Genomic DNA, 26,087 nt, shown 5'->3' on the forward strand with positions numbered 1-26,087 from the left:
CCATGCCGCAAAGGGAGAGGGCAGCCGCCACGTTGCCCAACGATCCGGAGTTCGGCCCCTGGCTTGCCCAGGCCAGCATCCTGATCATCGACGACGAGCCGGGGATGCGCAATTTCCTGGTCAGAACGCTGGGGCCGCGCTGCAAACATCTGGAGGAGGCAGCGGATGCTGCCGAAGCGTCGCGCAAGCTCGACGCGACGCATTTCGACGTCGTCATCCTCGACAACATCATGCCCGGCATGAACGGCGTCGACTGGCTGGCAGAGCAACGCCGCATCGGCTTTTTTGCCAATGCCATTCTGATGACGGCTTACGCCGATCTCGACACCGTCATCCAGGCGCTTCGGGCCGGCGCGGTCGATTTCGTGCTGAAGCCGTTCCGTTCGAACCAGATCCTGAATGCCGTGGCCCGGTGTCTCGACCGCATGCGGCTGCAGAGCGAAAACTTCGTGCTGAAATACGAACTCAAGGCGGCATCGGAGGAGAGGCTGCTGCGTGACCGGCTGATCGGCAGTTCGGCGGAGATCGGTGCCATCCGCGATACGATCGCCCGCGTGGCGCCGCTGCCGACCTCCATCCTGATCACCGGCGAATCCGGCACCGGCAAGGAGATCGCCGCCCGTTCCATCCATGGGCTTTCCGACCGCCAGGACAAGCCCTTCGTGCCGGTCAACTGCGCGGCCATTCCGAGCGAGATGATCGAGGCCGAGCTGTTCGGCCATGTGAAGGGGGCTTTCACCGGCGCGGCCGCGACCCGCGACGGGCTGTTTCTCCATGCCCAGGGCGGCACGCTGTTTCTCGACGAGATCGGGGAACTGCCGCCGGCGACCCAGAGCAAGCTTCTGCGGGCGATCGAAAGCCGGCGCATCCGTCCGGTCGGATCGGAGCGCGAAATCCCCGTCGACCTGCGCTTCGTCTTCGCCACCAATGCCGATCTGGAGCGCAAGGTCGAAGCCGGCAGCTTCCGGGCCGATCTCTATTACCGGATCAACGTCATGCAGATCGCCATGCCGCCGCTGAAGGATCGCGGCGGCGACGTGGTAGAACTCGCCGCACTGTTCATGGAGCGCCTGTCGAAGCAGCTCGGCATGCCGGAGGTGGCGATCACGCCGGAGGTGCGCGAGGGGCTGCTCGCTTACGACTGGCCGGGCAATGTCCGCGAACTGCGCAATATGGTCGAGCGGACGCTGATCCTCGGCCGCTTTCCGCAGGAACTTTTGCGTGGACAGGCGGCGCTTGCCGGCGGGGACGGGGAATCGCTGGAAGCGCTGGAGCGCCGGCACATTCTGAAGGTTCTGGAGGAATGCGACGGCAACCGGGCGGAGGCGGCACGGCGCCTTGGCGTTTCGCGCAAGACCATCGACCGCAAATGTGCGTCCTGGGATGTCTGAGGCCCACTCGTCCAAGGCCCCGGAACCCGTCGCGCGGTCCGTCCGCTATCGCCTGCTGGCCATTGCGCTCCTGCCGATGCTGTTCATCGCGCCGCTGCTGCTCGGCATCGCCATGGTGCGCTGGAACGGCAAGTTCGACGCGCTGCTGACGGCCAAGGTCAACAGCGACCTGACGATCGCGCATCAGTATTTCACCCGCCTGCTCGACAAGACCGGGACCGCGATGGATGCGCTCGGCCAGTCGGCGGAGTTCCGCGACACGATCGCTGCCGAGCAGACCGACGGCGCGGCTTTGGCTGCGTTGCTCGAAGCGCGTCGCAAGGATATGGGGCTCGACTTCCTGTTCCTGACGGAGGTCGGCGGCGGTGATGCCCGTTCGGATCGCTGGCCGGTGGTCGCGTCGGCGCTTGCCGGCAAGGCCTCGACCATGGTCGATATCTTTTCCGAAGACGATCTGGCGGCGATCTCGCCTGAGCTGCAGCGCAAGGCGCATATCGAGCTCATCTCCACAGCCAATGCCGTGCCGACGGAGCGCAGGGCGGAAACGCGCGGTATGGTCATTCATTCGGCGAGCCCGGTGATCCTGCCCGATGGCCGCCACGCGGCGCTCGAAGGTGGCATGCTTTTGAACCGCAACCTTGATTTCATCGATACGATCAACGACCTCGTCTACCAGAAGGCAAGCCTTTCGGAAGGCAGCCAGGGGACGGCGACGCTGTTCCTCGACGATGTGCGCATCAGCACCAATGTCCGCCTGTTCGAGGGCGAACGGGCGCTCGGCACGCGTGTGTCGGCCGCCGTGCGCGACGAGGTTCTCGACCACGGGACGATCTGGCTCGGCAGCGCCTTCGTCGTCAACGACTGGTATATTTCCGCCTATGAGCCGATCGTCGACAGTTTCGGCAAGCGGGTCGGCATGCTCTATGTCGGCTTCCTCGAAGCGCCGTTCCGCCAGACGAAATACATCACCGTCGCCATTCTGGTCGGTGCGTTCCTGTTGGCGGCCGCCATCAGCGTGCCGGTGTTCATGCGCTGGGCGAGCGGTATCTTCCTGCCGCTGGAGCGGATGACGGCGACGATCGCCAAGGTGGAGGAGGGCGATCTCGCCGCCCGCACGGGACTGGAGCGCGGCGAGGACGAGATTTCGCGGGTGGCGATGCATCTCGACGAACTGCTGGACGACATCCAGTCGCGCGACAGGCAACTGCGGGCCTGGAACGAGGAGTTGAACAGCCGCGTCGAGGATCGCACCCGCGAACTCAGGCTTGCCAACGACCAGCTGGAGGCGGCGACCAAGCAGCTGATCGTCTCGGAGAAGCTGGCGGCGATCGGCGAAATCACGGCGGGCGTGGCGCACGAGATCAACAATCCTGTCGCAGTGATGCAAGGCAATCTCGATGTCATCCGCTCCGTGATCGGTAGCCAGATCGACGACGTCCGGACCGAGATCAATCTCGTCGACGAGCAGATCCACCGCATCCACCTGATCGTCACCAAGCTTCTGCAGTTCGCGCGGCCGGAGGAATATGCCGGAGCCGTCGAGCGCCATTCGCCGGCCGAAGTGGTCGCCGATTGCCTGCCGCTCGTCCAGCATCTCCTGAACAAGGCCGAGATCGAAGTCAGGCAGGATCACCGCTCTACGCGGCTCGTGCTGATGAACCGGACCGAGCTGCAGCAGGTGCTGGTCAACCTGATCGTCAATGCCATCCATGCCATGCCCGACGGCGGCGAGCTGACGCTTCGGGATTTCGACTGCAGCGAGGAAGGGCGACCGGGCGTGACGATCGAGGTGGAGGATACTGGCATCGGCATGGACGAGGCGACGCAGGCGCGCATCTTCGACCCGTTCTTCTCCACCAAGAAGAGCGAGGGCACCGGCCTTGGCCTTTCCATCAGCCAGACGCTGATCGCGCGTCAGGGTGGGCATTTGTCGCTTGCCAGCGAGCCCGGCAAGGGAACGACCTTCACCATCGTCCTGCCCGAGGCCGACTGAGCGCGCCGGAAGCGGGACATTCTGTCCGGACAAAATGTCCATGCGGCGGGATGGGTTGGACATTTTGTCCAGTTCGGCACCGGCTGCGCTCGTGGCAAATCCCCGCAATGCTTAACAAATCGCAACTGGCACGGAATTTGTCTTTTCCAAGGCATGCCGGACATCCGGTTCATTCGCATCAGCCCACCGACCGGCATCACCGGCAAGGCGGGCGTTTCGCCCGGGAGGTTGGTTGGGCGGGCATCGAGGCAAAGGGACCTGGCCGGCGGTCAACACATGGGAGGAAATTGACGTGTTTGACAGCCTGAAGAAAGAACACATCGTTGCGGGGGAAGGGTTCAACCGGTGGAAAGTGCCACCGGCGTCGATCGCCATTCACCTCTGTATCGGCTCGGTCTACGCCTGGAGCATCTTCAATCCGCCGCTCACCAAGCAGTTTGGCGTCGTCGCGGCAGCGTCGGAAGATTGGGGCCTGCAGTCGGTCGTCTGGATCTTCTCCGTCGCCATCGTTTTCCTCGGCCTTGCGGCGGCTTTCGCCGGCAAGTGGCTTGAAGAGGTCGGCCCGCGCATGGTCGGCGTCGTTGCTGCCCTCTGCTGGGGCGGCGGCTTCATCATCGGCGGCTTCGGCATCATGACCCACCAGCTCTGGCTGGTCTATCTCGGCTACGGCGTCATCGGCGGCTGTGGTCTCGGTCTCGGCTATGTCTCGCCGGTGTCGACGCTTATCCGATGGTTCCCGGACCGGCGCGGCATGGCGACCGGCATGGCCATCATGGGCTTTGGCGGCGGCGCGATGATCGCCGCACCGATCAAGGAATGGTTGCTTGGCGTGTTCTACAAGGCGCCGCAGTTCCTCGGGGCCGAAGGCGCCGTCAACCTGGCCACCGAAGGCGGCAAGCGCCTGGCGGAAGTCAACGGCCAGATGGTGGAAGTCGTCGTGGCGACGGCCAAGCAGGTGGCTGCGGCTCCCGTTCCGCTGCAGGAAGGCGTCTATGCGGTCGGTACCGGCAACACCGGTGCTGCCGGCACCTTCTTCACCCTCGGCATCGTCTACTTCTTCGTGATGATGATTGCGGCCTTCTCCTACCGTGTACCGCGCGAAGGCTGGCGTCCGGCCGGCTGGACCCCGCCGACGGCGGATTCCGCAAGCCGCAAGATGATCACCCAGAACAACGTCCATATCGACCAGGCGCTGAAGACCCCGCAGTTCTATCTCTTGTGGATCGTCCTCTGCTTCAACGTGACCGCCGGCATCGGCGTGATCGGGGTCGCGAAGACCATGATGACGGAAATCTTCGGCACGACGCTGCCGCTGATCGTCAATTCCGCCTTCGCCGCGACCTACGTGCTGATGATCTCGGTCTTCAACATGTGCGGACGCTTCTTCTGGGCGTCGATCTCGGATTATATCGGCCGCAAGAACACTTATCATTGCTTCTTCGTACTCGGAATCATCCTCTATTTGTCGATCCCGTTTGCGGCAGAGCAGGTCAGCGCCAATCCGGCGGTGACTTGGCTGATCATGTTCTACGCGGCCACGATGATTATCTTCACGATGTATGGCGGCGGCTTCGCCACCATTCCGGCCTACCTCGCCGACATCTTCGGCACCAAGTATGTCGGCGGCATCCATGGCCGTCTGCTGACGGCGTGGAGCACGGCGGGCGTTCTCGGCCCGCTGGCGATCACGCAGCTGCGTGACATGTCGCTGACCAGCTCCATCAAGGCGCTCGCCGCCAAGGTGGACCCGGCCGCCTTCCAGGCGAAATTCGGCGCGGGCATCGACCAGCTCGACCAGCTGGTGGCCGCCAAGACCGTGACGGTGGCCGGCCTGATGGCAATCGCGCCGGCCGGAACGATCGACCCGACGCCGAGCCTTTACAACACGACCATGTACGCCATGGCCGCGTTGCTGGTGATCGCACTGATTGCCAACATGATGGTCAAGCCGGTCGCGGCGCACCACCACATGGAAAGCGATACGGTGCCTTCCAAGGACGTGCCACGCATGGTGAAGCAGGCGGCAGAATAAGCTGCCTTACAATCCTGACTGACACGACCCGGATCGGCGAAAGCCGGTCCGGGTTTTTCGTTGACGAGTGTCCGGCTGCCCTTTCCCGGTAACCGCCGATATGCGAGAGCGGAGCAAGACTTGCATTCGGGGGAGAGTTTCATGGTCAATGTTCTGTGCGCCGGGCTCGCCAGCATGGATTTCATCTTCCGTGTCGGCGAGATGCCGACGAAGCCGGAGAAATACCGGGCAAAGGATGCTGCGCAGAGCACCGGCGGCGGCGCGGCCGGGCAGGCGCTGGCCGCCACCCGGCTCGGCGGCCAGGGGTTTGCGGTCACCCGTCTCGGCGACGATATGATGGGGGCGCACGTCGTGGAGGGCATGACGGCGAACGGCATCGACTGCCGCTTTGCCCGGCGGTTCGAGGGGCGCAGGTCGTCCTACTCCTCGATCCTGATCGATGCTGCCGGTGAGCGGCAGGTCGTCAACTACCGCGACTGGGACCTGCCGGCGGATGCCGGATGGTTGCTCGATGCCGGTCATCCGTCGATCGGCGCGACCGTGGCCGATACCCGCTGGCCGGAAGGAGCGGCGGCGCTGATGCGGCTAGCCCGAGAACGCGGGGTTCCCGGCATCATGGACGGGGAAGCGCCGGTCCGGGATGCGCTCGAGGCGCTGCGGCTTGCCTCGCACATCGCCTTTTCGATCCAGGGGCTGCGGGATCTGACCGGCGAGGAGGATGCCCGCGCCGGGCTCCTCGCCGCGCGCAAAGAGTTCGAGGCCTGGCTCTGCGTCACCGATGGCGAGAATGGTGTAACGGTGCTGGACGGCGTGAACTTCAGTCATGTGCCGGCGGTGGCGGTCGATGTGGTCGACACACTCGGCGCCGGCGACATCTGGCACGGCGCATTCGCGCTGGCGCTCGGCGAGGGGCAGGAGACGGAGACGGCGATCCGTTTTGCCAATGCGGCCGCGTCGATCAAATGCAGCCGGTTCGGCGGCCAGAGCGGCTGCCCCGACCGTCAAGAGGTCGAGGCCTTCCTGCGGCTGCATGGCGGCTGAGCCTCTCTAGAGATATTTGAGCGGCACGGATGTCGTGAACTTCAGCTCCTCCATGGAGATGAAGGACGAGACGTCGGTGAAATCGAGCCGCGAGATCAGCTGCTTGTAGACGGCGTCGTAGACATCCACGCTCGGAACGACGAGGCGCAGGAGATAATCCATCTCGCCCGTCAGCCGGTAGGCTTCGACGATTTCCGGTATGTCGGCGATCGCCTGGCGGAAACTGTCCAGCCATTCGATCGAGTGCCGGGACGTGCGCACGCCGACGAAGACCGTCATCGCCACATTCGCCTTGCGCCGATCGACCAGCGCCACGCGGCGGGCAATCAGGCCGCTTTCCTCCATGTTGCGGATACGCCGCCAGCAGGCGGAGACCGAAAGCGCCGCCTGATCGGCGAGGTCCGCCACCGGCGTCGAGGCGTCCTGTTGCAGGGCCTGCAATAATTTTCGGTCACGATCGTCAAGCATGGAATTCGCTCTTGCTAATAATTGCTATGTCGAAAAATAATAGCGTAAATTTCCATTATTACAAAATTTAATGGCGTGAATGGGCGATCATTCTGCAAACATCAAGCGCATTTTCGATTTTACCGGCGTTATGATTCTGGAAGATCGAAACGGAGGCAGAAAATGCAGAAGACCATTGGGCTGATCGGCGGCATGAGCTGGGAAAGCACGGCTGTTTACTACAGGCTGATCAACGAGATCGTACGTGACCGTCTGGGCGGTCTGCACTCGGCCGATGTGGTCATGCGCTCTGTCGATTTCGACCGCATCGTCAAGTGGCAGAAGGCCGGAGAGTGGGGCAAGGCGGCCGACCACCTGGCCGACATCGGCCGCAAGCTGGAAGCGGCGGACGCCGGTTGCGTGCTGATCTGCACCAACACGATGCACCTGGTTGCTGACGCGGTTGCCGACGGCTGCGGCATTCCGCTGATCCATATCGTCGACGTCACCGGCGAGGCGCTGGTCGCTGCCGGGGCGAAGAAGCCGCTGCTGCTCGCCACCCGCTACACGATGGAACAGTCCTTCTATGGCGACCGGTTGAAGGCGCGTTACGGCCTCGATGCCGTCGTGCCGGATGAAGCCGGACGCACGGTCGTCCACGACACCATCTTCAACGAACTCTGCTGCGGCAAGGTGATCGAGCGCTCGAAGCAGGCCTATCTCGATGTGATCGAAAACGGCCGGGCGGCCGGATGCGACTCCGTCATTCTCGGCTGCACAGAAATCGGTCTGCTGATCTCGGCCGACGATATCGATCTGCCCGTTTTCGATTCGACCGAACTGCATGCCGCGGCCGCTGTCGAGTTCGCGCTTGGAAGCCTGCCGCAAGCCAAGGTCGCCTGAATTCAGCCCGCAACGGTGGCGTGGTTTCGGTCCGCGGCTGTTCATGAAAAGGTTTAAGGAGGTCGCCTTGTCCGGCGGACTCTTTTCGTATTTTGATTCCTTTTCCCGTCTCAAGTCTATGAATTTGAATGGTTATTGAAAGCGCCGTCTCCGCCTGCCTGCTGCCGTCAGGTGCCGCAAGTTGGCTGTCATGAAGCCTATTTACATATAATAGTACTTTTGCTAGCGTCCCAATCAGCCAAACCCCGCGGGAGGGCGGGACGGCATTCTTTTTGGGAGGAAATCATGAAAATCTTGTCCAAGCTCGCGCTCGCCGCGGGCCTCGCTACCCTTTTGTCTTCTGCCGCCTATGCCAATGGCCTGGAAGGCAAGACGATCGGTTTCTCGCAGATCGGTTCGGAGTCGGGTTGGCGCGCTGCTGAGACGTCGGTCACGAAGATGGAAGCCGAAAAGCTCGGCATCAATCTGAAGTTCGCCGATGCGCAGCAGAAGCAGGAAAACCAGATCAAGGCCATCCGCGGCTTCATCGCCCAGGGCGTTGACGCCATCCTCGTGGCTCCGGTCGTCGCAACCGGCTGGGACGACGTTCTCGGCGAAGCCAAGGACGCCAACATCCCGGTCGTGCTTCTCGACCGCGGCGTCGATGCCTCGCAGGACCTCTACCTGACCTCGGTCGCGTCCGACCAGGTGAAGGAAGGCCGCGTGGCCGGCGAATGGCTGGTCAAGACCGTCGGCGACAAGGACTGTAAGGTTGTCGAACTGCAGGGAACCGTCGGTTCCACGCCGGCGATCAACCGCAAGAAGGGCTTCGAGGAAGCCATTGCCGGTCATGACAACATCAAGATCGTCCGCAGCCAGACCGGCGACTTCACACGCTCCAAGGGCAAGGAAGTCATGGAAGGCTTCATCAAGGCGGAAGACGGTGGCAAGGACATCTGCGCCATGTACGCCCACAACGACGACATGGCCGTCGGCGGTATCCAGGCCATCAAGGACGCCGGCCTGAAGCCGGGTTCCGACATCCTGGTCGTCTCGATCGATGCCGTTCCGGACATCTTCAAGGCAATGGAATCGGGCGAAGCCAACGCGACCGTCGAGCTGACGCCGAACATGGCCGGCCCGGCCTTCGAAGCGCTTGATGCCTATCTGAACGGCGGCACGGCCCCGGAGAAGTTCATCATCACCGAGTCCAAGCTCTACACGCCTTCCGATGATCCGGCTGGTGAGTACGAGCGTCGCAAGGGCCTCGGCTACTGATCCCAGGCAGCTTGAAGGGGCCGGCGGTCGAGATCCGCCGGCCCCTTCTTGTCAACCTCTCGAGGAGAGGCAACAATCGCTGCAGATGGCAGGGGGAAAAGACATGCTTGCAGGAGGTCCGGGCACGCCATTCGTGCTCGAGGCGCGCGGCGTCACAAAGATATTCGGACAGCACCGGGCGCTTGATGGAGTGAATTTCGGTCTCCGGCCGGGTGAGGTGCATGCGCTGCTCGGTGAAAACGGCGCCGGAAAATCGACGCTGATCAAGATTCTCACGGGCGCCTATCATCCCGACGCCGGACAAGTGGTCCTCGACGGCAAGACGGTCACGTTCCGCGATCCGCTGCAGGCGCAGTCGCATGGCATCGGCACGGTCTACCAGGAAGTCAATCTCCTGCCGAACCGTTCGGTTGCCGAAAACCTGTTCCTCGGCCACCAGCCGACCCGGTTCGGCTTCGTGCGCAAGTCGCTGATCGAGAAGAACGCCCGCCGGCTTCTGGCCGACTATGGCCTCGATATCGACGTGCAGGCCGAACTCGGCACCTATTCCGTCGCCGTCCAGCAGATCGTGGCGATTGCCCGTGCCGTTGAGCTCTCCGGCAAGGTGCTTGTGCTCGACGAGCCGACCGCCAGCCTCGACCGGCACGAGGTCGACAAGCTGTTCGAGGTCATCGCCGACCTGAAGGCGCGCGGCATGGCCATCGTCTTCATCACCCATTTCCTCGACCAGGTCTTCGCCATTTCCGACCGCGTGACCATTCTGCGCAACGGCAAGCTGATCGGCACCGAGCCGCTGAACGACCTGTCGCGCACCGATGTCGTGCGCATGATGCTCGGCAAGGACATCACCTTTGCCCCCGCCGTCAGCGGCGTCGAGGAGCGTGAGGCCGGTCCGGCCATGGTCGAGTTCTCCAATTGCGGCAAGGCCGGCAAGGTTCGCCCCTTCTCGCTGAAGATCCACAAGGGCGAGGTGGTCGGCGTTGCCGGCCTGCTCGGCTCCGGCCGCACCGAGATGGCGCGCATCATGTTCGGCGTCGACCAGACGGACAGCGGCGACATCCGCATCGCCGACAAGAAGGTCGAGCTGAAGCTGCCGGCCCATGCCGTCGCCCATGGTTTCGGCTTCTGCCCGGAAGACCGCAAGGCCGACGGCATTCTCGGCGACCTGTCGGTACGCGAAAACATCGTCATCGCCCTGCAGGGCAAGCTCGGCTGGTTCAAGGCGCTGAACCGCGACGAGCAAATGGAGATCGCCGGCAAGTTCGCCGAAGACCTCGATATCCGCGCGGCCTCGCACGACATGCCGGTCAAGCTTCTCTCCGGCGGCAACCAGCAGAAGGTGATCCTGGCGCGCTGGCTGGCGACCGATCCGGATTTCCTGATCCTCGACGAGCCGACGCGCGGCATCGACGTCGGCGCGCATGCCGAAATCGTCCGCACCATCAACAGGCTGCGGGAAGACGGGCTGGCGCTTCTCGTCATCTCGTCCGAACTCGACGAGATCGTCGCCTATTCCTCGCGCGTCGTGGTTATGCGCGACCGCGAGCTGGTGGCGGAGCTCAGGGGCGACAACATCACCCCTGCCGTCATCGTCCAGGCCATCGCCGCACAGCCGGAGGGAGCCTCGGCATGAAACTCAAACGACTTCAGCGGATCGTCAATCCGCAGACCATCGCGCTTGCCGGCGTCCTTTTGATCAACTGGATCCTGTTCCCCGGCTTCTTCGACATCACTTGGCAGGACGGGCGCCTGTTCGGCAGCCTGATCGACGTCTTGAACCGCGGCGTGCCGGTCGCCATCCTCGCCATCGGCATGACGGCGGTCATCGCCACCAAGGGCGTCGACCTTTCCGTCGGTGCGGTCATGGCGATCGCCGGCGCAGTCTCCGCCACCCTCGTCGTCAATGGCTATCCGGCCTCGGCCGCGGTCGCCGCGGCGCTTGCGACCGGGATCGTCTGCGGCCTGTGGAACGGCATCCTCGTCACCTTCCTGGAAATCCAGCCGATCGTCGCCACCCTGGTGCTGATGGTGGCGGGACGCGGGATCGCGCAGCTGATCACCGAAGGCACGATCGTCACCTTCTCCAATCCTGTTCTGATCTTCATCGGCACAGGTTCGTTCCTCGGCTTTCCCATGCCGGTCGTCATAGCCGCCGTCCTTCTGGCGCTGTCGATCTTCGTCGTGCGGTCCACCGCGATCGGCCTGTTCATCGAGGCGGTCGGCGTCAACCGTTCGGCGGCAAGCCTCGCCGGCATCCGCAGCCGGCTGCTGCTGCTCTGCGTCTACGGTTTCTCCGGCCTCTGCGCCGCCATCTCCGGCATTATCGTCGCCGGCGACATTCGTGGTGCCGACGCCAACAATGCCGGCCTGTGGCTTGAACTCGACGCCATTCTCGCCGTCGTGCTCGGCGGCACCTCGCTCCTCGGCGGGCGGTTCTCGATCGGCATGTCGGTGCTCGGTGCCGTCATAATCCAGGCGATGAACACCGGCATTCTCGTGTCCGGCTTCCCGCCGGAATTCAACCTCGTGGTCAAGGCCGGCGTCATCATCCTGATCCTCATCATGCAGTCGCCTCTGGCCGGTCGCCTTATCGAAATGCGGCGCAACCTCAGCAGCCTATCCGGGAAGACGTCATGAATCGCAGCTTGAGACCCCTGGCGGCAACCGCAATCATCTTCGCGCTCGCCTATGCAGCCGCCATCACCCAGTTTCCCGGCATGTGGTCGACCCGCGTGCTCGGCAACTTCCTGACCGACAATGCCTTCCTCGGGATCACCGCCGTCGGCATGACCTTTGTCATCATTTCCGGCGGGATCGATCTTTCCGTCGGCGCGGTCATTGGCTTTACCGGCGTGCTGATTGCTGTGCTGATCAGCTGGTACGGATTTCATCCGCTGACGGCATTTGCGGTGGTGCTGGTCGTGTCCGCGCTGTTCGGGGCGTCGATGGGCGCGGCGATCCACTATCTGCAGGTGCCGCCCTTCATTGTGACGCTCGCCGGCATGTTCCTGGCGCGTGGCGCGGCTTCGGTCATCACCCAGGATTCGATCCCGGTCAGCCACGAGTTCTATTCCGCCATCAGCGCGCTCTACTACAAGATGCCCGGCGGCGGACGGCTGAGCGTCATTGGCTGCCTGATGGTCGCGATCTTCGTCATTGGCGCGCTGGTGGCTCATCGCACCCGCTTCGGCTCCTATGTCTACGCGCTTGGCGGCAACGCCACCTCGGCCGAATTGATGGGTGTTCCGGTCGCCCGCACGACGATCATGATCTACATGCTGTCGAGCACGCTGGCCGGCCTTTCCGGCATCGTCTTCTCGCTCTATACATCGGCCGGCTATCCGCTTGCCGCGGTCGGCGTCGAACTCGACGCGATCGGCGCCGTGGTGATCGGTGGCACGCTGCTGACGGGCGGCTACGGCTTCGTCTTCGGAACGTTTATCGGCGTCATGCTGCAAGGGCTTGTGCAAACCTACATCATTTTCGACGGTACACTTTCCAGTTGGTGGACCAAGATAGTAATAGGAGGTCTGCTTTTCATCTTCATCGTCCTTCAAAGGCTGGTCTTCTCCGCTTCCGCGCCGCGGTCCAAGGTATTCTGGAAACTGAAACATGAGTGAACCCGGCAGCCTGATCCGCTCCCTTTCCGGGCGGTCGGCTGCACGCAACTTCCATTCCTTCGTGATCAACGAGATCGGGGTCGGCATCGCCTCCGGACGATTTCCCGTCGGCTCGATCCTGCCGCGCGATGCGGAGCTGATGGACATGTACGGCGTGTCGCGCACGGTGCTGCGCGAAGCGCTGAAGACGCTGGAGGCGAAGGGTCTTGTGGAGGCGCGCCCGAAGGTCGGGACTCGGGTTTCGCCGAAGAGCCGCTGGGCGCTGTTCGACCAGCAGGTGCTGCTCTGGCATTTCGAGGCCGGGCCGGAGGAGAGCTTCATCCGCAGCCTGTTCGACATTCGCCGGCTTCTGGAAATCGAGGCCGTGGCACTGGCGGCGCGGCACCGCACGGCGGATCACATCCGCCTCATGCATTACTGGGTGCAGCAGATGGAAATTTCCCGACCGGTGCCGGAATCCTTCGCGATCGCCGCGCTTGAACTGCACCGCGTGACGGCGGATGCCTCGCACAATCCCCTGATGCGCTCGATTACCGGGATCGTCGAATTCGCGCTGGCGACCACGATGCCGGGCGGTGCGGGCGGCGAGGGGGAGTATGACGAGACGTCCGTTGCCGCCTATCGCGGGCTCGTGCAGCTGATCGAGAGGGCGGACGCCGAAAACGCCGCCGCCGCGATGAGCGACATCATCGCGGCGGAACTTCATAGCGCCATTGCCAACATGCAGGCGCTCGACTGACTTTAGTCTCAGACGCCGGATTACAGCGGCTCGATGGTGATGGTCCGGCCGGTTTCCGCCGACTGCTTCACCGCTTCTATGACCTGCAGGCTTTTCAAGCCTTCCAGCCCCGAGACGAGTGGCTGTTCCTCACCGCGGATGACGGCGGCGAACTGCGCTATCTGCCGATCAAGCGGATCCTCTTGCGGGGCGGACAGGCTTTCAGGCTTGACCGGTTCCAGCCAGCTGCGCTTGCCGGGATTGGTCCACAGCTTCGCATTCGGCAGTTCCAGCGATCCATGCGTTCCGCCGATCAGGTAGCAGAACTGTCCCGTCGGCACATAGGCGGGGTTTTCCGCCGCCGTCAGCTCCCAGCTCCAGGGCCCGACAATAGTGTCGGACACCGAGAAGGTGCCGATGAGGCCGTTCGTGAAGGTGAGCACGATTGCCGCCGTCTCCTCGACCGGATTGCCGCGCACCGCGTTGGAGGTGACGGCATGGACGCTTTCGACCTCGCCGCAGAAATAGCGCATCAGGTCGACGTCGTGGATCAGGTTCAAGAGAACCGGGCCGGCACCGGGCAAGCGCCGCCATTCGGTCTCGAAATAGTCGTCCGGCTTATAGAGCCAGAACATGCCGTGGGCGGCAACCGGCGTGCCGATGACACCCTCGTCGAGCCGTGCCTTGACGGCGGCGATCAGCGGATTGTGCCGGCGGTGGTGGCCGGTCAGGACCGGCACGCGGGCTTTCTCGCCGGCATCGACCAGCCGCTTGCCGTCCTCGACGGAGGTGGCCAGCGGCTTTTCGACGAGAACCGGCAGGCCGGCGGAGATGCATTCCATCCCACCGTCGACATGCAGCTGGTTCGGGGTCGCCAGGACGACGCCATCCGGCTTGCTGGCAGCGATCATGTCGGCGAGCGTCTTGTAGTGCGGCACGCCGAGCGATGCCGCATAGGCTGCCGCTTCCGCCGACGGGTCGACGATGGACGCCAGCCGGGTGTCCGGGCACGCGGTGATGGCCTCGATGTGCCGACGGCCGATCAGACCGGCGCCGGCAACCGAAAGCGAGACGGGGGCGGCGCCGGTCATTTGCCGACGAGCTTCGATACGCGCCGCAGCGCCAGCTCGTAGCCCTGGATGCCGAAGCCGGCGATCACGCCATCGGCTCTCAGCGAGACGTAGGAGTGATGGCGGAAGGATTCGCGCTTGTGCACGTTGGAGATGTGAACCTCGAAGACCGGAAACTCGCAGGTGTTCAGCGCATCGAGAATGGCGACGGAGGTGTGGGTGTAGGCGCCCGGATTGATGATGATCGCCGCCGCGGTTTCGCGCGCTTCGTGGATCCAGTCGATCAGCTGATGCTCGGCATTGCTCTGCAGGAAGCGGATTTCCAGGCCGCATTCCGCCGCCAGTGCCTTGCAGTTGGCTTCCACGTCGGCCAGCGTTTCGTGGCCGTAGATATGGGGCTGGCGTTTGCCGAGAAGATTGAGGTTCGGTCCGTTCAGGACATAAATTAGCTGCGCCACACGCATCTCCCTGAGATTTATCTAGTTTTCTGTGAAATCGATTCCGATGAGGAGCATTTCATCTGACATAATTGCATTAATCTGATATTTTGGCCATATGCTGATCATTCCAAAAGACGCCACCGTTGGCGACAATATCTTCCTGCGGTTGCGGACCGATATCATCTTCGGTCAGTTGCGGCCGGGCGAACGTCTGCGCCTCGAGCGTCTGAAAGAGCGCTACGGCGCCGGTATCTCGACCCTGCGGGAAATCCTGAGCCGGCTCGCATCGGAGGGCTTCGTGGTCGCCGAAGGGCAGCGGGGATTCCAGGTCGCGCCGGTCTCCTTCGAGGACCTGCAGGAGATTGCCGATCTTCGCGCCCTGCTCGAATGTCATGCCATGCAGCTCTCGTTTGCCGCCGGCGACATGGACTGGGAGGGCCAAGTGGTTGCGGCTCACTACAAGCTCAAGCAGATGGAAAACCGGATCATCGCTGGCGATCACTCCTTCCTGGAGGCCTGGAAGCAATATGACTGGGGCTTTCATCAGGCCCTCATCAAGGCCTGCAACTCCGAGCAGCTCCTGCATGTTCATGGCATCGTCTTCGACAAGTATCTCCGCTACCAGATGCTGGCGCTGAATTTTCGCGGCGAGGTCGCTGCCCGCGAGCACCAGATGCTTTTGGATGCGGCGCTGGAGAGGGATGCCGCGAAGGCGCAGTCCATTCTCCGGGCGCATATCAATAGTGGTGTCGAGTACAGCCGTGGCGCGGTCGAGCTGCAGGAAAAGATTTCGGCATCGCAGAATGACGTCGGATAGAACGGTCAAGAAAATCGCGTTTCGCTGTCAATCCAAATGACATGATAAAACGAAAAATATCATATGATTTAGCTATTTCGTGGCATAGTTCTGTTTGTGTGTTGATTTTGTGTTGAAGTTTCGCCCTTTCTGTGCGAAATGACGTGTTCAAGGCCCGCGGGGAGAGCGGGCCACAGAGGAGGATGACCTGTGACTAAACTCATTACCCGTCGTACCGCGCTTGCCGCTCTGGCTGCCACGTCGCTTGCCGCGATCGTGCCGTTCGGCAGCAGCGTTTTCGCCGCCGAAAAGATCACGCTTCGCATGTCGACGCCTGCCAGCCCGTCCGATCAGCGCAGCGTTGCGTTGGAATCGGTCTTCGGTCCGGCTGTCGCCGAATTCGCGACCTATGAGCCGCACTACAATGCGACGCTCTTCAAGCAGGGCACCGAACTGGAGGCGATCGCCCGCGGCAACCTGGAAATGTCGATCACCTCGGCCCAGGAACTCGCAACGATCTTCCCGGAATTTTCGATCTTCACCGCCGGCTACCTGCACAAGGACGCCGAGCACCAGAAGAAGGTTTTCGCTGCCGACTTCATGGAGCCGCTGAAGAAGAAGGTCGAGGACGAACTCGGCGTGAAGCTGCTGACGGTCATGTATCTCGGCCGCCGCCAGCTCAACCTGCGCACGGACAGCAAGGTGATGACGCCTGACGACCTTTCCGGCGTCAAGCTGCGCATGCCGGGCACGGACGCCTGGCAGTTCCTCGGCAAGGCGCTCGGCGCCAATCCGGTGCCGATGGCGTTCACGGAAGTCTATACCGCGCTGCAGACCGGCGCGATCGACGGCCAGGACAACCCGCTGCCGACCGACCGTGACTCCAAGTTCTACGAAGTGACCAAGCAGATCGTGCTGACCAGCCACCTCGTCGACCTCAACTACATCGCCTTCTCCAAGAAGGTCTGGGACGGTCTTTCCGCCGACCAGCAGGCCGCCATCCAGAAGGCTGCCGACGACGCTGCCGAGTCCGGCCGCCAGAAGCAGCTCGCGCTCGAAACCGAGCTTGAGCAGTTCTTCAAGGATCAGGGCCTGGAGGTTTACACGCCCGACATCGAGGCGTTCCGCACGCACGTCCAGAAGGCCTACCTCGACTCCGAGTTCGCCAAGGACTGGCCGGAAGGCATGGTCGACAAGATCAACGCCCTCTGATTTGAGAAGGTAGCGGACGGGTGCGCGCGACAATTCAATGGCTGAAGGCAAGGGCGGACAATGTGGCGGTGGCAATGCTCACCGTCATGTTCCTGACGTTCATTTTGCAGATTGTCGCGCGCTACCTGCTCAACTACCCGATCGGCTGGACGGTCGAGCTCTGCCTGACGCTCTGGCTCTGGGGTGTCTTCTGGGGCGCGGCCTTCTGCCTTGACGACAGCGACCATGTGAAATTCGACATACTCTACCATGCCGGCAGCGCCCGGATGCGGCGGATGTTCGCGCTGGTCTCGGCGGTGGCGATCATCGTCGGTTTCGTCGGCGCGATGCCGGCGACGTGGGATTACATCACCTTCTACAAGATCAAGAAGAGCGGGACGCTGCGGATCCGTCTGGACTATGTGTTCAGCATCTATGCGATCTTCGCGGTTGCCGTCATCACCCGCTATGCGCTGAGGGCGTTTGCCCTTGTGCGCGGCAAGACGCTGGATGAAGGCGACAAGGACACCGCCGCATGAGCACTGCATTCTTCGCCTGTCTTCTGGTGCTATTCTTCCTCGCGGCGCTCGGCACACCGATCGCCCTGTCGATGATCGTCGCCGCGATCGCCTATCTTGCCGTCAACGGGCAGGATCTGGCGCTTGCCGCTGAGCAGATCATCCAGGGCCTCTACGACAGCTTCATCCTGCTTGCCGTACCGCTGTTCATCGTCGCCGCCAACATCATGAATGCCGGCACGATCAGCGACCGGCTGTTGAATTTCTGCGTGGCGGCCGTCGGCCGCTTCCGCGGCGGCCTCGGCCATGTGAACATCGTCGCCAGCCTGATCTTCTCCGGCATGTCCGGTTCGGCGGTTGCGGATGCGGCCGGCATCGGCAAGATCATCATCGAGATGATGACGCGCAACGGCCGCTATTCTCCGGGCTACGCCTCGGCGATCACCGCTGCGTCGGCGACCATCGGCCCGATCATTCCGCCGTCGATCCCGATGGTGATGTACGCGCTCGTCTCCGATACCTCCATCGGCTACCTGTTCCTCGGCGGCATCCTGCCGGGCCTGCTGATGGGTCTCGTGCTGATGGTCATGAACAGCTACATCGCCCGCAAGCGCAACTTCGCGCTGGAAGAGCCGGTGCCGCTGAAGGACATGCCGAAGCTTACGGTCAACGCCCTTCCGGCGCTGCTGATGCCGGTGATCCTGCTTTACGGCATTTACGGCGGCGTCACGACGCCGACCGAAGCGGCCGCCGTTGCCGCTGCCTACGCCTTCATTCTGGCCGCCGTCTTCTACCGGGCGCTCAGCTGGAAGTCGATGTACGAGATCATGTCCTACAGCGCCAAGTCGTCGGCATCCGTCGGCCTAGTCATCGGTGGCGCGCTGATCTTCAATTATATTGTCGCGTCGGAGAACGTGCCGGGCAAGGTCGCCGGCCTGCTGTCGGCCATCGAGATCTCGCCGCTGTTCTTCCTGTTTGCCGTCAACGCATTGCTGCTGATCCTCGGCTGCCTGCTCGATGCATCGACGATCATCCTCGTCATCATCCCGCTGTTCATTCCCGCCTGCCGGGCGCTCGGGATCGACCTCGTGCATTTCGGCGTCGTCGCCGTGGTCAACTGCATGATCGGCCTGATCACGCCGCCCTATGGCATCCTGCTTTTCGTCATCAACGCGACGACGGGCATTCCGCTGCGCGAGATCATCCGCGAGATCTGGTCGTTCCTGGCCGCGCTCGTCATTGCGCTGGTGCTGATGATCCTGTTCCCGGACATCGTCCTGTGGCTGCCGCGGATGTTCGGCTATAACGGCTGACCCGTCGTCTCAAGCGATCGCGTCGAGCTCGGCGCGATGGCGGATCATGGCAAGATATTTCCTGAAATCGCGGTCATAGGCCTCGCGCCGGCTGGCATCGGGCCGGATGGTCCGGCCGCCGGCGTCCATGGCCTTTCCGGCCGAGGCCAGATCCGGGTAGAGCCCGCCGCCGACGGCTGCCGACATCGCCGTGCCGAGCAGCACCGCATCGCCGGTCTCGGCCGCGACCACCTCGCAGCCCGTGACGTCGGCATAGAGCTCCATCAGCAACGGATTGCGGACATGGCCGCCGGTGATGTGAAGCGTGCCGGGCCGGTAGCCGTAGCCGCCCATTGTCTCCAGCACATGGCGTATGCCGAAGGCGATGGCGACGCATGTGCGCCAATAGAGCCGGCACAGGCCATCAAACGAGGTGTCGAGCGTCAGGCCCGAGATCACCCCGACCGCATGCGGGTCGGCAAGCGGCGACCGGTTTCCGTGGAAGTCGGGCAGGAGATGCAGGCGCGGCGCGATATCCCCCAGTTCCATCTGACGCAGTTCGCCGATGCGGCGGATGATGCGCTGGTGCAGGGCGCTGCCCGGCTCGCCGCCGGCCGCATGCATGTCAATCACGTGGTCGAGCAGGGCGCCGGTCGCCGACTGGCCGGCTTCGACTAGCCAGTAGCCCGGGAAGACGGCTTCGAAATAGGGTCCCCAGAGACCGCGGCTCGGACGCTTTTCGCTGGAAAAGGCGACGATGCAGCTCGACGTGCCGGCGATCATGGCGAAGTGGCTGTCGAGATCGGTGCCGGGGTCGGCATAGCCGCCCAGCACGCCGAGCGCCCCGGCATAGGCGTCGATCAGCCCCGCCGTCACCATGCAGCCGGTGTCGAGCCCGAGCTCGCCGGCCGCCTTCTCGCTCAGGTGGCCCATAATACCGCCGACGGGGACCGTCTCGTCCGGCAGCCTGGCCTTGACCAGGAGGTCGCCTAACCCCGTCATGTTAAGGAAGTCCGCCTTCCATGACGGGTTCTCGTGGGCGACATAGTTCCATTTGGCCGTCAGCGTGCAGCGTGACCGCTCAATCGAGCCGGTCGCCTTCCAGGTGAGGAAATCGGCGAGGTCGAAGGCGTAGCCCATGCGCTCCCAGGTGGCGGGCAGGTTCTTCTTCAGCCACATCAGCTTCGGAATTTCCATTTCCGGGGACATGAAATGCCCGGCATATTCCAGAATGGGATGCTCGCTTCCAGTCAGGAAGTCGGCTTCGGCCAGGGCGCGATGATCGAGCCAGACGAGGGTGTCGTACGTGTGGTCGCCGGTTGCCGAGACGCTGAGCTGTTCGCCGTTGCGATCGCGGATGACGAGCGAGCAGGTGGCGTCGAAGCCGATGGCGGCGATCCGGCCCGGAGGAATGGCGGCCGCGGCGAGAGCCTGGCGGACGCTCTGGCAGACGGCGGACCAGATGTTCTCCGAGTCGTGTTCGGCATGATTTTCTTTCGGGCGATGGATGAGGATCGGATTGACCGCGCGCGCCAGCAGCTCGCCGCCTTTGTCGAAGACCCCGGCGCGGGCGCTGCCGGTTCCCACATCGACTGCGAGCAGTATGTCCCTCATCCCGATCGTTCCTCTCCCTTATTTTTTCGAGAGAAGGTGTATCAAATCGTCCATCCGGTCAAATGTGACGTCGGGCGCGAGGTCTTCGATCTGCTGACGGTAGGATTGGCGTTGGCCGTGGGTCGCGCCGATGAAGGCGAAGACCCGCATTCCGGCGGCCTTGGCGGCCTGAATGCCCGCCGGACTGTCTTCAATCACGATGCAGTCCTTCGGGTCGACCTGCATTCTGTCCGCGGCGTAAAAGAAGAGATCGGGCGCCGGCTTGCCGTTCCTGACCATGCTGGCGGAGAAGATGTTCGGCTCGAAGAAGTCGATGAGGCCGGTGACGGTGAGCGACAGGCGGATGCGTTCCGGCTGGCTCGACGAGGCGACGCAGTGACGCGTCCCGAGGGCGGCCAGTGCGGCCTTGATGCCGTCCACCGGCTCCAGCTCCTCGCGAAACCGCTCGTAGAGCGCCACCCGCATGCGGTCGAGAAAAGCCGGACCGGCGACGATCTCGAACTGGGTCTTCAGCGTTTCCACCACGCTCGACAGGCTGCGCCCGAGAAAGAGGTCGAAGGCCTCTTCGTTGCTGATCGTGCCGCCGGCCTTGCGGATCGCGTCCACCAGGACATCGACGGAGATCGGCTCGCTGTCGACCAGCACGCCGTCGCAATCGAAGATGATGAGTTCGCCGCTTTCCATGGCCTGGAGCTAACCGTTGCGCGCGGTCGGCGTCAATCGCCGGCGTTCAGCCGGCCGGCGATATAGTCTTCCAGCGTCTTGCGCGTTCCGTTCGTCCACAGGTGATTGAGCGCATTGGCGAAACGTTTGCGGAAGACTTCCGAGCGGCCGACGTCGCCGAAGATGTCGTCGAGCGCCAGAAACGCCATCGGATCGCTTTTCGCGGCGATGGCCGCCTTCTGCAGCCGTTCGGCGCTTTCGTCGTTGAAGACGATCTCCTTGCCGCTGTCGCTCGTGCCTTCGAAATAGCGGCACCAGAGCGCCGAGACCAGGGCAAGACCCGTGACGTCCAGTCCCTGCCGCAGACGGTCGGCGGTCGACGGCAGGATGAATTTCGGCTGTCGGTTGGAGCCGTCCTGGGCCAGGCGCGGAATGGTGTCGCCGATCTTCGGATTGGAGAAGCGGCGGTCGATGAGGTCGTAATAGGCGTTGAGATCGGTATCCGGAACCGGCGGTACGATCGGAATGATCTCTTCCTTCTCGAGCTTTTCGAGGAACTGGCGGATCAGCGGCTCTTCCATCGCCTCATGGACGAAATGGATGTCGAGGAGCGCGCCCGGATAGGCGATCGCCGCATGGCCGCCATTGAGGATGCGGATCTTCATCAGTTCGTAAGGCGCGACGTCATCGACGAAGGTCACGCCAACCGTCTCCAGGGCAGGGCGCCCGGCGGGGAACTTGTCTTCCAGCACCCACTGCTTGAATTCCTCACAGAAGACCGGCCAGCCGTCCTCGATGCCGAACGTGTCGCGCAGATAGGAAATCTCGCGCTCGCCGGTAGCAGGCGTAATGCGGTCGACCATCGAATTCGGGAAGGCGACGTTTTCGTGGATCCAATGGGCGAAATCCGGGTCGGAGAGTTTCGCCAGCCCGTGCACGGCGGCTTCCGTCACTTCGCCGTTGCCGGGAATATTGTCGCAGGACATCACCGTGAAGGGGGCGATGCCGGCCGCGCGGCGCTTCTTCAGGCCGGCTACGATCAGGCCGAACACGGTCTTCGGATCGTCCGGGGTGCGGCCGTCCGCGGCGATGGCCGGATGGGCGGGATTGAACTTGCCGGACGCCGGGTCAATGAAATAGCCGCCCTCGGTAATCGTCATCGAGACGATGCGGATTGCCGGGTCCGTGAGCTTGTCGATGATCTTGCCGAGGTCCGGCGCAGTCATGATGTCGATCATGGGGCCGGTGACGCGGGCCGCGGTCACATTGATGTCCTGCTCGACGACGGTCGTCAGGTAATCCTGTGCCGCGAGCTTCTCCTTCATCCGCTGGTCCGACGGCATGATGCCGGCGCCGATGATCGCCCAGTCGTGATCGCGACCCGAATTGAAGAGGTCATCGAGATAGATGGCCTGATGCGCGCGATGGAAGTTGCCGACGCCGAAATGCAGGATGCCGGCGCTCAAGCCTTCGCGCCCGTAGGCGGGAACGGCTGCTTTGGAGGCAATCTCGTCCAGCGACGAGAGGGAGAGTTTGGTCGTCATGTTCGCGCATCCTTGCTGCGGCTTTGGCTGTCTGTCCGTCTGTGGCACGAACGTCAGCTCATCCAGTTGCCGCCGTCGACGTTGTAGGTCTGGGCGACGATGTAGTCCGCCTCCTTGGAGGCGAGGAAAATGGCCATGCCGGTGAGGTCTTCCGCCCGGCCCATGCGGCCGAACGGCACTTCTTCGCCGACGAGCCGCTTCTTTTCGCCAAGCGGCCGGTTTTCATACTTGGCAAACAGGGCGTCGACCCCGTCCCAGTGCTCGCCGTCGACGACGCCGGGGGCGATGGCGTTGACGTTGATGCCGTGCTTGATCAGGTCGAGCCCGGCGGACTGGGTGAGCGATATGACCGCCGCCTTGGTGGCGCAGTAGACGGCGACCAGCGCTTCACCGCGCCGGCCGGCCTGGCTCGCCATGTTGATGATCTTGCCGCCCTTGCCGCGTTTGATCATCGACTTTGCCGCAGCCTGCATGGTGAAGAGCGCGCCGGCGACGTTGATCGAGAACAGCGTGTCATAGCTCTTGCGGGTGATCTCGACGATGGGGGCGAGATCGAAGAGGGCGGCGTTGTTGATCAGGATGTCGATGCCGCCGGTCCTTTCCTCGACCGTGGCGATTGCCGCATCGATCGAGGCCTGCGATGTGACGTCCATCTCGACGGCGTAGGCCTTCGGGCCGATCTCGGATGCCGTCTGCCTTGCCCGCTCGAGATTGATGTCGGCGATGGCGACGGTGGCACCTTCGTTGACATAGGCTTCCGCGAAGGCTCGACCGATGCCGCGCGCCGATCCGGTGATCAGCGCCGATTTTCCTTCCAGGCGTCCGGTCATATGGCCAGTCCCTTGTCGTCGAAACGATGGATGCGGTTTGCGTCCGGTGTCATGAACACCGTGTCGCCGTGCTTGACCGGGAACTCGCCGTCGGCGCGCACGGTGACGAGGCCGATGCCGTCGACCTGGACGTGCAGGAAGGTGTCGGAGCCGAGATGTTCGGAGACCGTCACCTTGCCGCGCCATTCGCCGCTTTCGGTCGACAGCGTGATGTGTTCGGGCCGGGTGCCGATCGTGTGGGCACCCTTGGCCTTGGCATAGTCGCCGGTGACGAAGTTCATCTTCGGCGAGCCGATGAAGCCGGCGACGAACAGGTTCTTCGGGCTGCGGTAAAGGTCGAGCGGCGAGCCGACCTGTTCGATATTGCCCCTGTTGAGGACGACGATCTTGTCGGCCATCGTCATCGCCTCGACCTGGTCGTGGGTCACGTAGACCATGGTCGTGCCGAGCGTCTGGTGCAGTTCGGAGATTTCCAGGCGCATGTTGACGCGCAACGCCGCATCGAGGTTCGACAGAGGTTCGTCGAACAGGAAGGCCGCCGGCTCGCGGACGATGGCACGGCCGATGGCGACGCGCTGGCGCTGGCCGCCGGAGAGCTGGCCGGGCCGGCGCTCCAGATAGTCGGTGAGGTTCAGGACCTTTGCCGCATCGCGCACCTTGCGGTCGATCTCGGCCTTGTCGATGCCGGCCATCTTCAGCGGAAAGGCGATGTTCTTGTAGACGCTCATATGCGGATAGAGCGCGTAGGACTGGAACACCATGGCCAGGCCGCGCTGGGCGGGGCCCTTGTCGGTGGCGTCCTGCCCGTCGATGATGATCTTGCCGCCGGAGACGTCCTCCAGCCCGGCGATCAGGCGCAGAAGCGTGGACTTGCCGCAACCCGACGGGCCGACGAAGACGACGAATTCGCCTTCATTGATGTCGAGATCGATCGAAGGGATGACCTTCAGTTCGCCGAAGACCTTCGAAACTTGTCTGAGTGAAATGCTGCCCATAGTCGTCGTTCCTTATTTCACCGCGCCAAAGGTCAGGCCGCGAACGAGTTGTTTCTGCGAGAACCAGCCAAGGATGAGGATCGGGGCGATCGCCATCGTGGAGGCGGCTGAAAGCTTGGCGTAGAAGAGGCCTTCGGGGCTCGAATAGGAGGCGATGAAGGCGGTGAGCGGGGCGGCCTTGGAGGCTGTCAGGTTCAGGGTCCAGAAGGCTTCGTTCCACGCCAGGATAATGTTGAGGAGAAGCGTGGAGGCGATGCCGGGAACGGCCATCGGCGTCAGCACGTAGACGATCTCCTTGGCGAGAGACGCGCCGTCCATGCGGGCCGCCTCGAGGATCTCGCCCGGGATTTCCTTGAAGTAGGTGTAGAGCATCCAGACGATGATCGGCAGGTTGATCAGCGTCAGCACGATCACGAGGCCGGTGCGGGTGTCGAGCAGGCCGGTGTTGCGGAACATCAGGTAGATCGGCACCAGCACGCCGACGGGCGGCAGCATCTTGGTGGAGAGCATCCACATCAGCACGTCCTTGGTCCGCTTGGTCGGCGAAAACGCCATGGCCCAGGCGGCCGGGATCGCGAGGATCAGGCCGAGGATGGTCGAGCCGAAGGAGATCGTCACCGAGTTGTAGAAGTGCCGGAAGTAATCCGAGCGGCTCTGCACTTCGGCGTAGTTCTCCGTCGTCCAGTGGAAGAAGAGGAAGGAGGGCGGCGAGGCGATCGCCTCCGCTTCCGTCTTGAAGCTGGTCAGTACCGTCCAGAGGATCGGGAAGAAGATCAAGAGCCCGAGGGTCCAGACGATGACCGTCATGACCAGTTTGCGACGCAGTGTAACCTGTCTTGCCATTGTCTCAGCCCTCCAGGTTCTTGCCGATCATGCGCATCAGGAAGATGGCAACGATGTTGGCGAGGATGACGGCGACGATGCCGCCTGCGGATGCTCCACCGACGTCGAACTGCAGGAGTGCCTGAGCGTAGACGAGGTAGGTGATGTTGGTGCTCTGGTAGCCGGGCCCGCCATTGGTGGTGACGAGGATTTCGGCGAAGACCGAAAGCAGGAAGATGGTCTGGATCAGGATCACCACGGTGATGGCGCGCGACATGTGCGGCAGCACGATGTAGATGAAGCGCGAGATCGGGCCGGCGCCGTCCATTTCGGAGGCTTCCTTCTGTTCCTCGTCCAGCGACTGCAGGGCGGTCAGCAGGATGAGGGTCGAGAATGGCAACCACTGCCAGGCGACGATGATGATGATCGAGGTCAGCGGCGCGCTGGCGAGCCAGTCGATCGGTTGCAGCCCGAAGAGCTTGGCGATCCATGCGAACAACCCGTTCACAGGGTTCATGAACATGTTCTTCCACACCAGCGCGGAGACCGTCGGCATGACGAAGAAGGGCGCGATCACCAGGATGCGCACGATGCCCTGGCCGAAGACCGGCTGGTCGAGCAGGAGTGCGAAGCCGATGCCGCCGAGGATGGTGATGAGGAGGACGCCGACGACCAGCAACAGCGTGTTGGCGAGCGCGGCGAAGAAGGCCGGATCGGTCAGGAAGTACTGGTAGTTCAGGAAGCCTGCCCATTCCTCCATTCCCGGCATCAGAAGATTGTAGCGCAGGAAGGAGAAGTAGATGGTCATTGCCAGCGGCACGATCATCCATGCAAGCAGCAGGAGAACGGAAGGTGCCATCATCAGCCGTGCGGCTGAACGTGTCTGTAGCGTCGCCATGGCTCTTGCCCT

Annotated in this window: 24 protein-coding genes; 14 read left to right on the forward strand and 10 right to left on the reverse strand. The window is 63.0% G+C overall.

Going from position 1 to position 26,087, the window contains the following annotated elements:
- The first annotated feature begins 2 nt into the window (after positions 1 to 2).
- From ACU5AZ_RS16015 to ACU5AZ_RS16030, 4 genes are all read left to right on the forward strand, one after another.
- A complete protein-coding gene (locus ACU5AZ_RS16015; RefSeq protein WP_446823333.1) occupies positions 3 to 1,391 on the forward strand; it encodes a sigma-54-dependent transcriptional regulator in 1,389 nt (462 codons plus the stop codon).
- Positions 1,384 to 3,384, forward strand: coding sequence for a sensor histidine kinase (locus tag ACU5AZ_RS16020; protein ID WP_446823334.1), 2,001 nt, complete (start codon positions 1,384 to 1,386; stop codon positions 3,382 to 3,384). The genes ACU5AZ_RS16015 and ACU5AZ_RS16020 overlap by 8 nt, the downstream gene beginning before the upstream one ends.
- Positions 3,385 to 3,676: 292 nt before the next feature.
- Positions 3,677 to 5,416 (forward strand): OFA family MFS transporter, encoded by a 1,740-nt coding sequence (locus ACU5AZ_RS16025; RefSeq protein WP_446823335.1) that lies wholly within the window; start codon positions 3,677 to 3,679, stop codon positions 5,414 to 5,416.
- Between the two features lie 141 nt (positions 5,417 to 5,557).
- Positions 5,558 to 6,457, forward strand: a complete 900-nt coding sequence (locus ACU5AZ_RS16030) for a PfkB family carbohydrate kinase (protein WP_446823336.1) — start codon at positions 5,558 to 5,560, stop codon at positions 6,455 to 6,457.
- A 6-nt stretch (positions 6,458 to 6,463) separates the two neighbouring features.
- Here the strand turns inward: ACU5AZ_RS16030 and ACU5AZ_RS16035 are convergent, their stop codons facing one another.
- Positions 6,464 to 6,925: an Lrp/AsnC family transcriptional regulator gene (locus tag ACU5AZ_RS16035; RefSeq protein ID WP_446823337.1), complete on the reverse strand. Its 462-nt coding sequence runs from the start codon at positions 6,923 to 6,925 to the stop codon at positions 6,464 to 6,466.
- A 162-nt stretch (positions 6,926 to 7,087) separates the two neighbouring features.
- Between ACU5AZ_RS16035 and ACU5AZ_RS16040 the strand changes: the two genes are divergently transcribed.
- The 6 genes from ACU5AZ_RS16040 to ACU5AZ_RS16065 all read left to right on the forward strand — a co-directional run bounded on the left by ACU5AZ_RS16040 (position 7,088) and on the right by ACU5AZ_RS16065 (position 13,423).
- Positions 7,088 to 7,807 carry an aspartate/glutamate racemase family protein gene (locus ACU5AZ_RS16040; RefSeq protein ID WP_446823338.1) on the forward strand — a complete coding sequence of 240 codons (720 nt, stop codon included), beginning with the start codon at positions 7,088 to 7,090 and terminating at the stop codon, positions 7,805 to 7,807.
- 285 nt (positions 7,808 to 8,092) lie between these two features.
- Positions 8,093 to 9,064, forward strand: a complete 972-nt coding sequence (gene ytfQ, locus ACU5AZ_RS16045) for a galactofuranose ABC transporter, galactofuranose-binding protein YtfQ (RefSeq protein ID WP_446823339.1) — start codon at positions 8,093 to 8,095, stop codon at positions 9,062 to 9,064.
- A 103-nt stretch (positions 9,065 to 9,167) separates the two neighbouring features.
- Entirely contained in the window at positions 9,168 to 10,697 is a 1,530-nt protein-coding gene (locus ACU5AZ_RS16050) for a sugar ABC transporter ATP-binding protein (RefSeq protein ID WP_446823340.1), read from the forward strand.
- Positions 10,694 to 11,701 (forward strand): ABC transporter permease, encoded by a 1,008-nt coding sequence (locus tag ACU5AZ_RS16055; RefSeq protein WP_446823341.1) that lies wholly within the window; start codon positions 10,694 to 10,696, stop codon positions 11,699 to 11,701. Before ACU5AZ_RS16050 ends, ACU5AZ_RS16055 begins: the two co-directional genes overlap by 4 nt.
- Positions 11,698 to 12,684 carry a galactofuranose ABC transporter, permease protein YjfF gene (gene yjfF, locus ACU5AZ_RS16060; RefSeq protein ID WP_446823342.1) on the forward strand — a complete coding sequence of 329 codons (987 nt, stop codon included), beginning with the start codon at positions 11,698 to 11,700 and terminating at the stop codon, positions 12,682 to 12,684. Before ACU5AZ_RS16055 ends, yjfF begins: the two co-directional genes overlap by 4 nt.
- A complete protein-coding gene (locus ACU5AZ_RS16065; protein ID WP_446823343.1) occupies positions 12,677 to 13,423 on the forward strand; it encodes a FadR/GntR family transcriptional regulator in 747 nt (248 codons plus the stop codon). The genes yjfF and ACU5AZ_RS16065 overlap by 8 nt, the downstream gene beginning before the upstream one ends.
- 20 nt (positions 13,424 to 13,443) lie before the next feature.
- Here ACU5AZ_RS16065 and ACU5AZ_RS16070 read toward each other — a convergent pair whose 3' ends face one another.
- Both ACU5AZ_RS16070 and aroQ read right to left on the reverse strand, forming a co-directional pair.
- On the reverse strand, positions 13,444 to 14,493 hold the full coding sequence (locus ACU5AZ_RS16070; RefSeq protein WP_446823344.1) for a Gfo/Idh/MocA family protein: 1,050 nt from the start codon (positions 14,491 to 14,493) through the stop codon (positions 13,444 to 13,446).
- Positions 14,490 to 14,930 (reverse strand): type II 3-dehydroquinate dehydratase, encoded by a 441-nt coding sequence (aroQ, locus tag ACU5AZ_RS16075; protein ID WP_446823345.1) that lies wholly within the window; start codon positions 14,928 to 14,930, stop codon positions 14,490 to 14,492. Before aroQ ends, ACU5AZ_RS16070 begins: the two co-directional genes overlap by 4 nt.
- 97 nt (positions 14,931 to 15,027) lie before the next feature.
- On the opposite strand from aroQ, the gene ACU5AZ_RS16080 reads away from it, so the two are divergent.
- The 4 genes from ACU5AZ_RS16080 (at position 15,028) to ACU5AZ_RS16095 (ending at position 18,730) form a co-directional block, all read left to right on the forward strand.
- On the forward strand, positions 15,028 to 15,729 hold the full coding sequence (locus ACU5AZ_RS16080; protein WP_446823346.1) for a GntR family transcriptional regulator: 702 nt from the start codon (positions 15,028 to 15,030) through the stop codon (positions 15,727 to 15,729).
- 189 nt (positions 15,730 to 15,918) lie between these two features.
- Entirely contained in the window at positions 15,919 to 16,920 is a 1,002-nt protein-coding gene (locus tag ACU5AZ_RS16085; protein ID WP_446823347.1) for a sialic acid TRAP transporter substrate-binding protein SiaP, read from the forward strand.
- 20 nt (positions 16,921 to 16,940) lie between these two features.
- A complete protein-coding gene (locus ACU5AZ_RS16090) occupies positions 16,941 to 17,438 on the forward strand; it encodes a TRAP transporter small permease (protein WP_446823348.1) in 498 nt (165 codons plus the stop codon).
- Positions 17,435 to 18,730 (forward strand): TRAP transporter large permease, encoded by a 1,296-nt coding sequence (locus ACU5AZ_RS16095; RefSeq protein WP_446823349.1) that lies wholly within the window; start codon positions 17,435 to 17,437, stop codon positions 18,728 to 18,730. The genes ACU5AZ_RS16090 and ACU5AZ_RS16095 overlap by 4 nt, the downstream gene beginning before the upstream one ends.
- A gap of 9 nt (positions 18,731 to 18,739) precedes the next feature.
- Here ACU5AZ_RS16095 and ACU5AZ_RS16100 read toward each other — a convergent pair whose 3' ends face one another.
- The 7 genes from ACU5AZ_RS16100 to ACU5AZ_RS16130 are packed head-to-tail and all read right to left on the reverse strand — an operon-like array spanning position 18,740 to position 26,075.
- Positions 18,740 to 20,323, reverse strand: coding sequence for an FGGY-family carbohydrate kinase (locus tag ACU5AZ_RS16100; RefSeq protein WP_446823350.1), 1,584 nt, complete (start codon positions 20,321 to 20,323; stop codon positions 18,740 to 18,742).
- A gap of 18 nt (positions 20,324 to 20,341) precedes the next feature.
- Entirely contained in the window at positions 20,342 to 21,007 is a 666-nt protein-coding gene (locus tag ACU5AZ_RS16105; RefSeq protein ID WP_446823351.1) for an HAD family hydrolase, read from the reverse strand.
- Positions 21,008 to 21,039: 32 nt separating this feature from the next.
- Positions 21,040 to 22,530, reverse strand: a complete 1,491-nt coding sequence (locus ACU5AZ_RS16110; protein WP_446823352.1) for a mannitol dehydrogenase family protein — start codon at positions 22,528 to 22,530, stop codon at positions 21,040 to 21,042.
- Between the two features lie 53 nt (positions 22,531 to 22,583).
- Positions 22,584 to 23,360 carry an L-iditol 2-dehydrogenase gene (locus ACU5AZ_RS16115; protein WP_446823353.1) on the reverse strand — a complete coding sequence of 259 codons (777 nt, stop codon included), beginning with the start codon at positions 23,358 to 23,360 and terminating at the stop codon, positions 22,584 to 22,586.
- The gene (locus ACU5AZ_RS16120; protein WP_446823354.1) at positions 23,357 to 24,355 is read right to left on the reverse strand and encodes an ABC transporter ATP-binding protein; all 999 of its coding nucleotides are present in this window, start codon (positions 24,353 to 24,355) and stop codon (positions 23,357 to 23,359) included. Before ACU5AZ_RS16120 ends, ACU5AZ_RS16115 begins: the two co-directional genes overlap by 4 nt.
- Positions 24,356 to 24,367: 12 nt before the next feature.
- Positions 24,368 to 25,198 carry a carbohydrate ABC transporter permease gene (locus tag ACU5AZ_RS16125; RefSeq protein ID WP_446823355.1) on the reverse strand — a complete coding sequence of 277 codons (831 nt, stop codon included), beginning with the start codon at positions 25,196 to 25,198 and terminating at the stop codon, positions 24,368 to 24,370.
- Positions 25,199 to 25,202: 4 nt separating this feature from the next.
- Positions 25,203 to 26,075, reverse strand: coding sequence for a carbohydrate ABC transporter permease (locus ACU5AZ_RS16130; protein WP_446823356.1), 873 nt, complete (start codon positions 26,073 to 26,075; stop codon positions 25,203 to 25,205).
- Positions 26,076 to 26,087 lie beyond the last annotated feature (12 nt).

It is taken from the genome of Rhizobium sp. PAMB 3182, assembly GCF_052908355.1.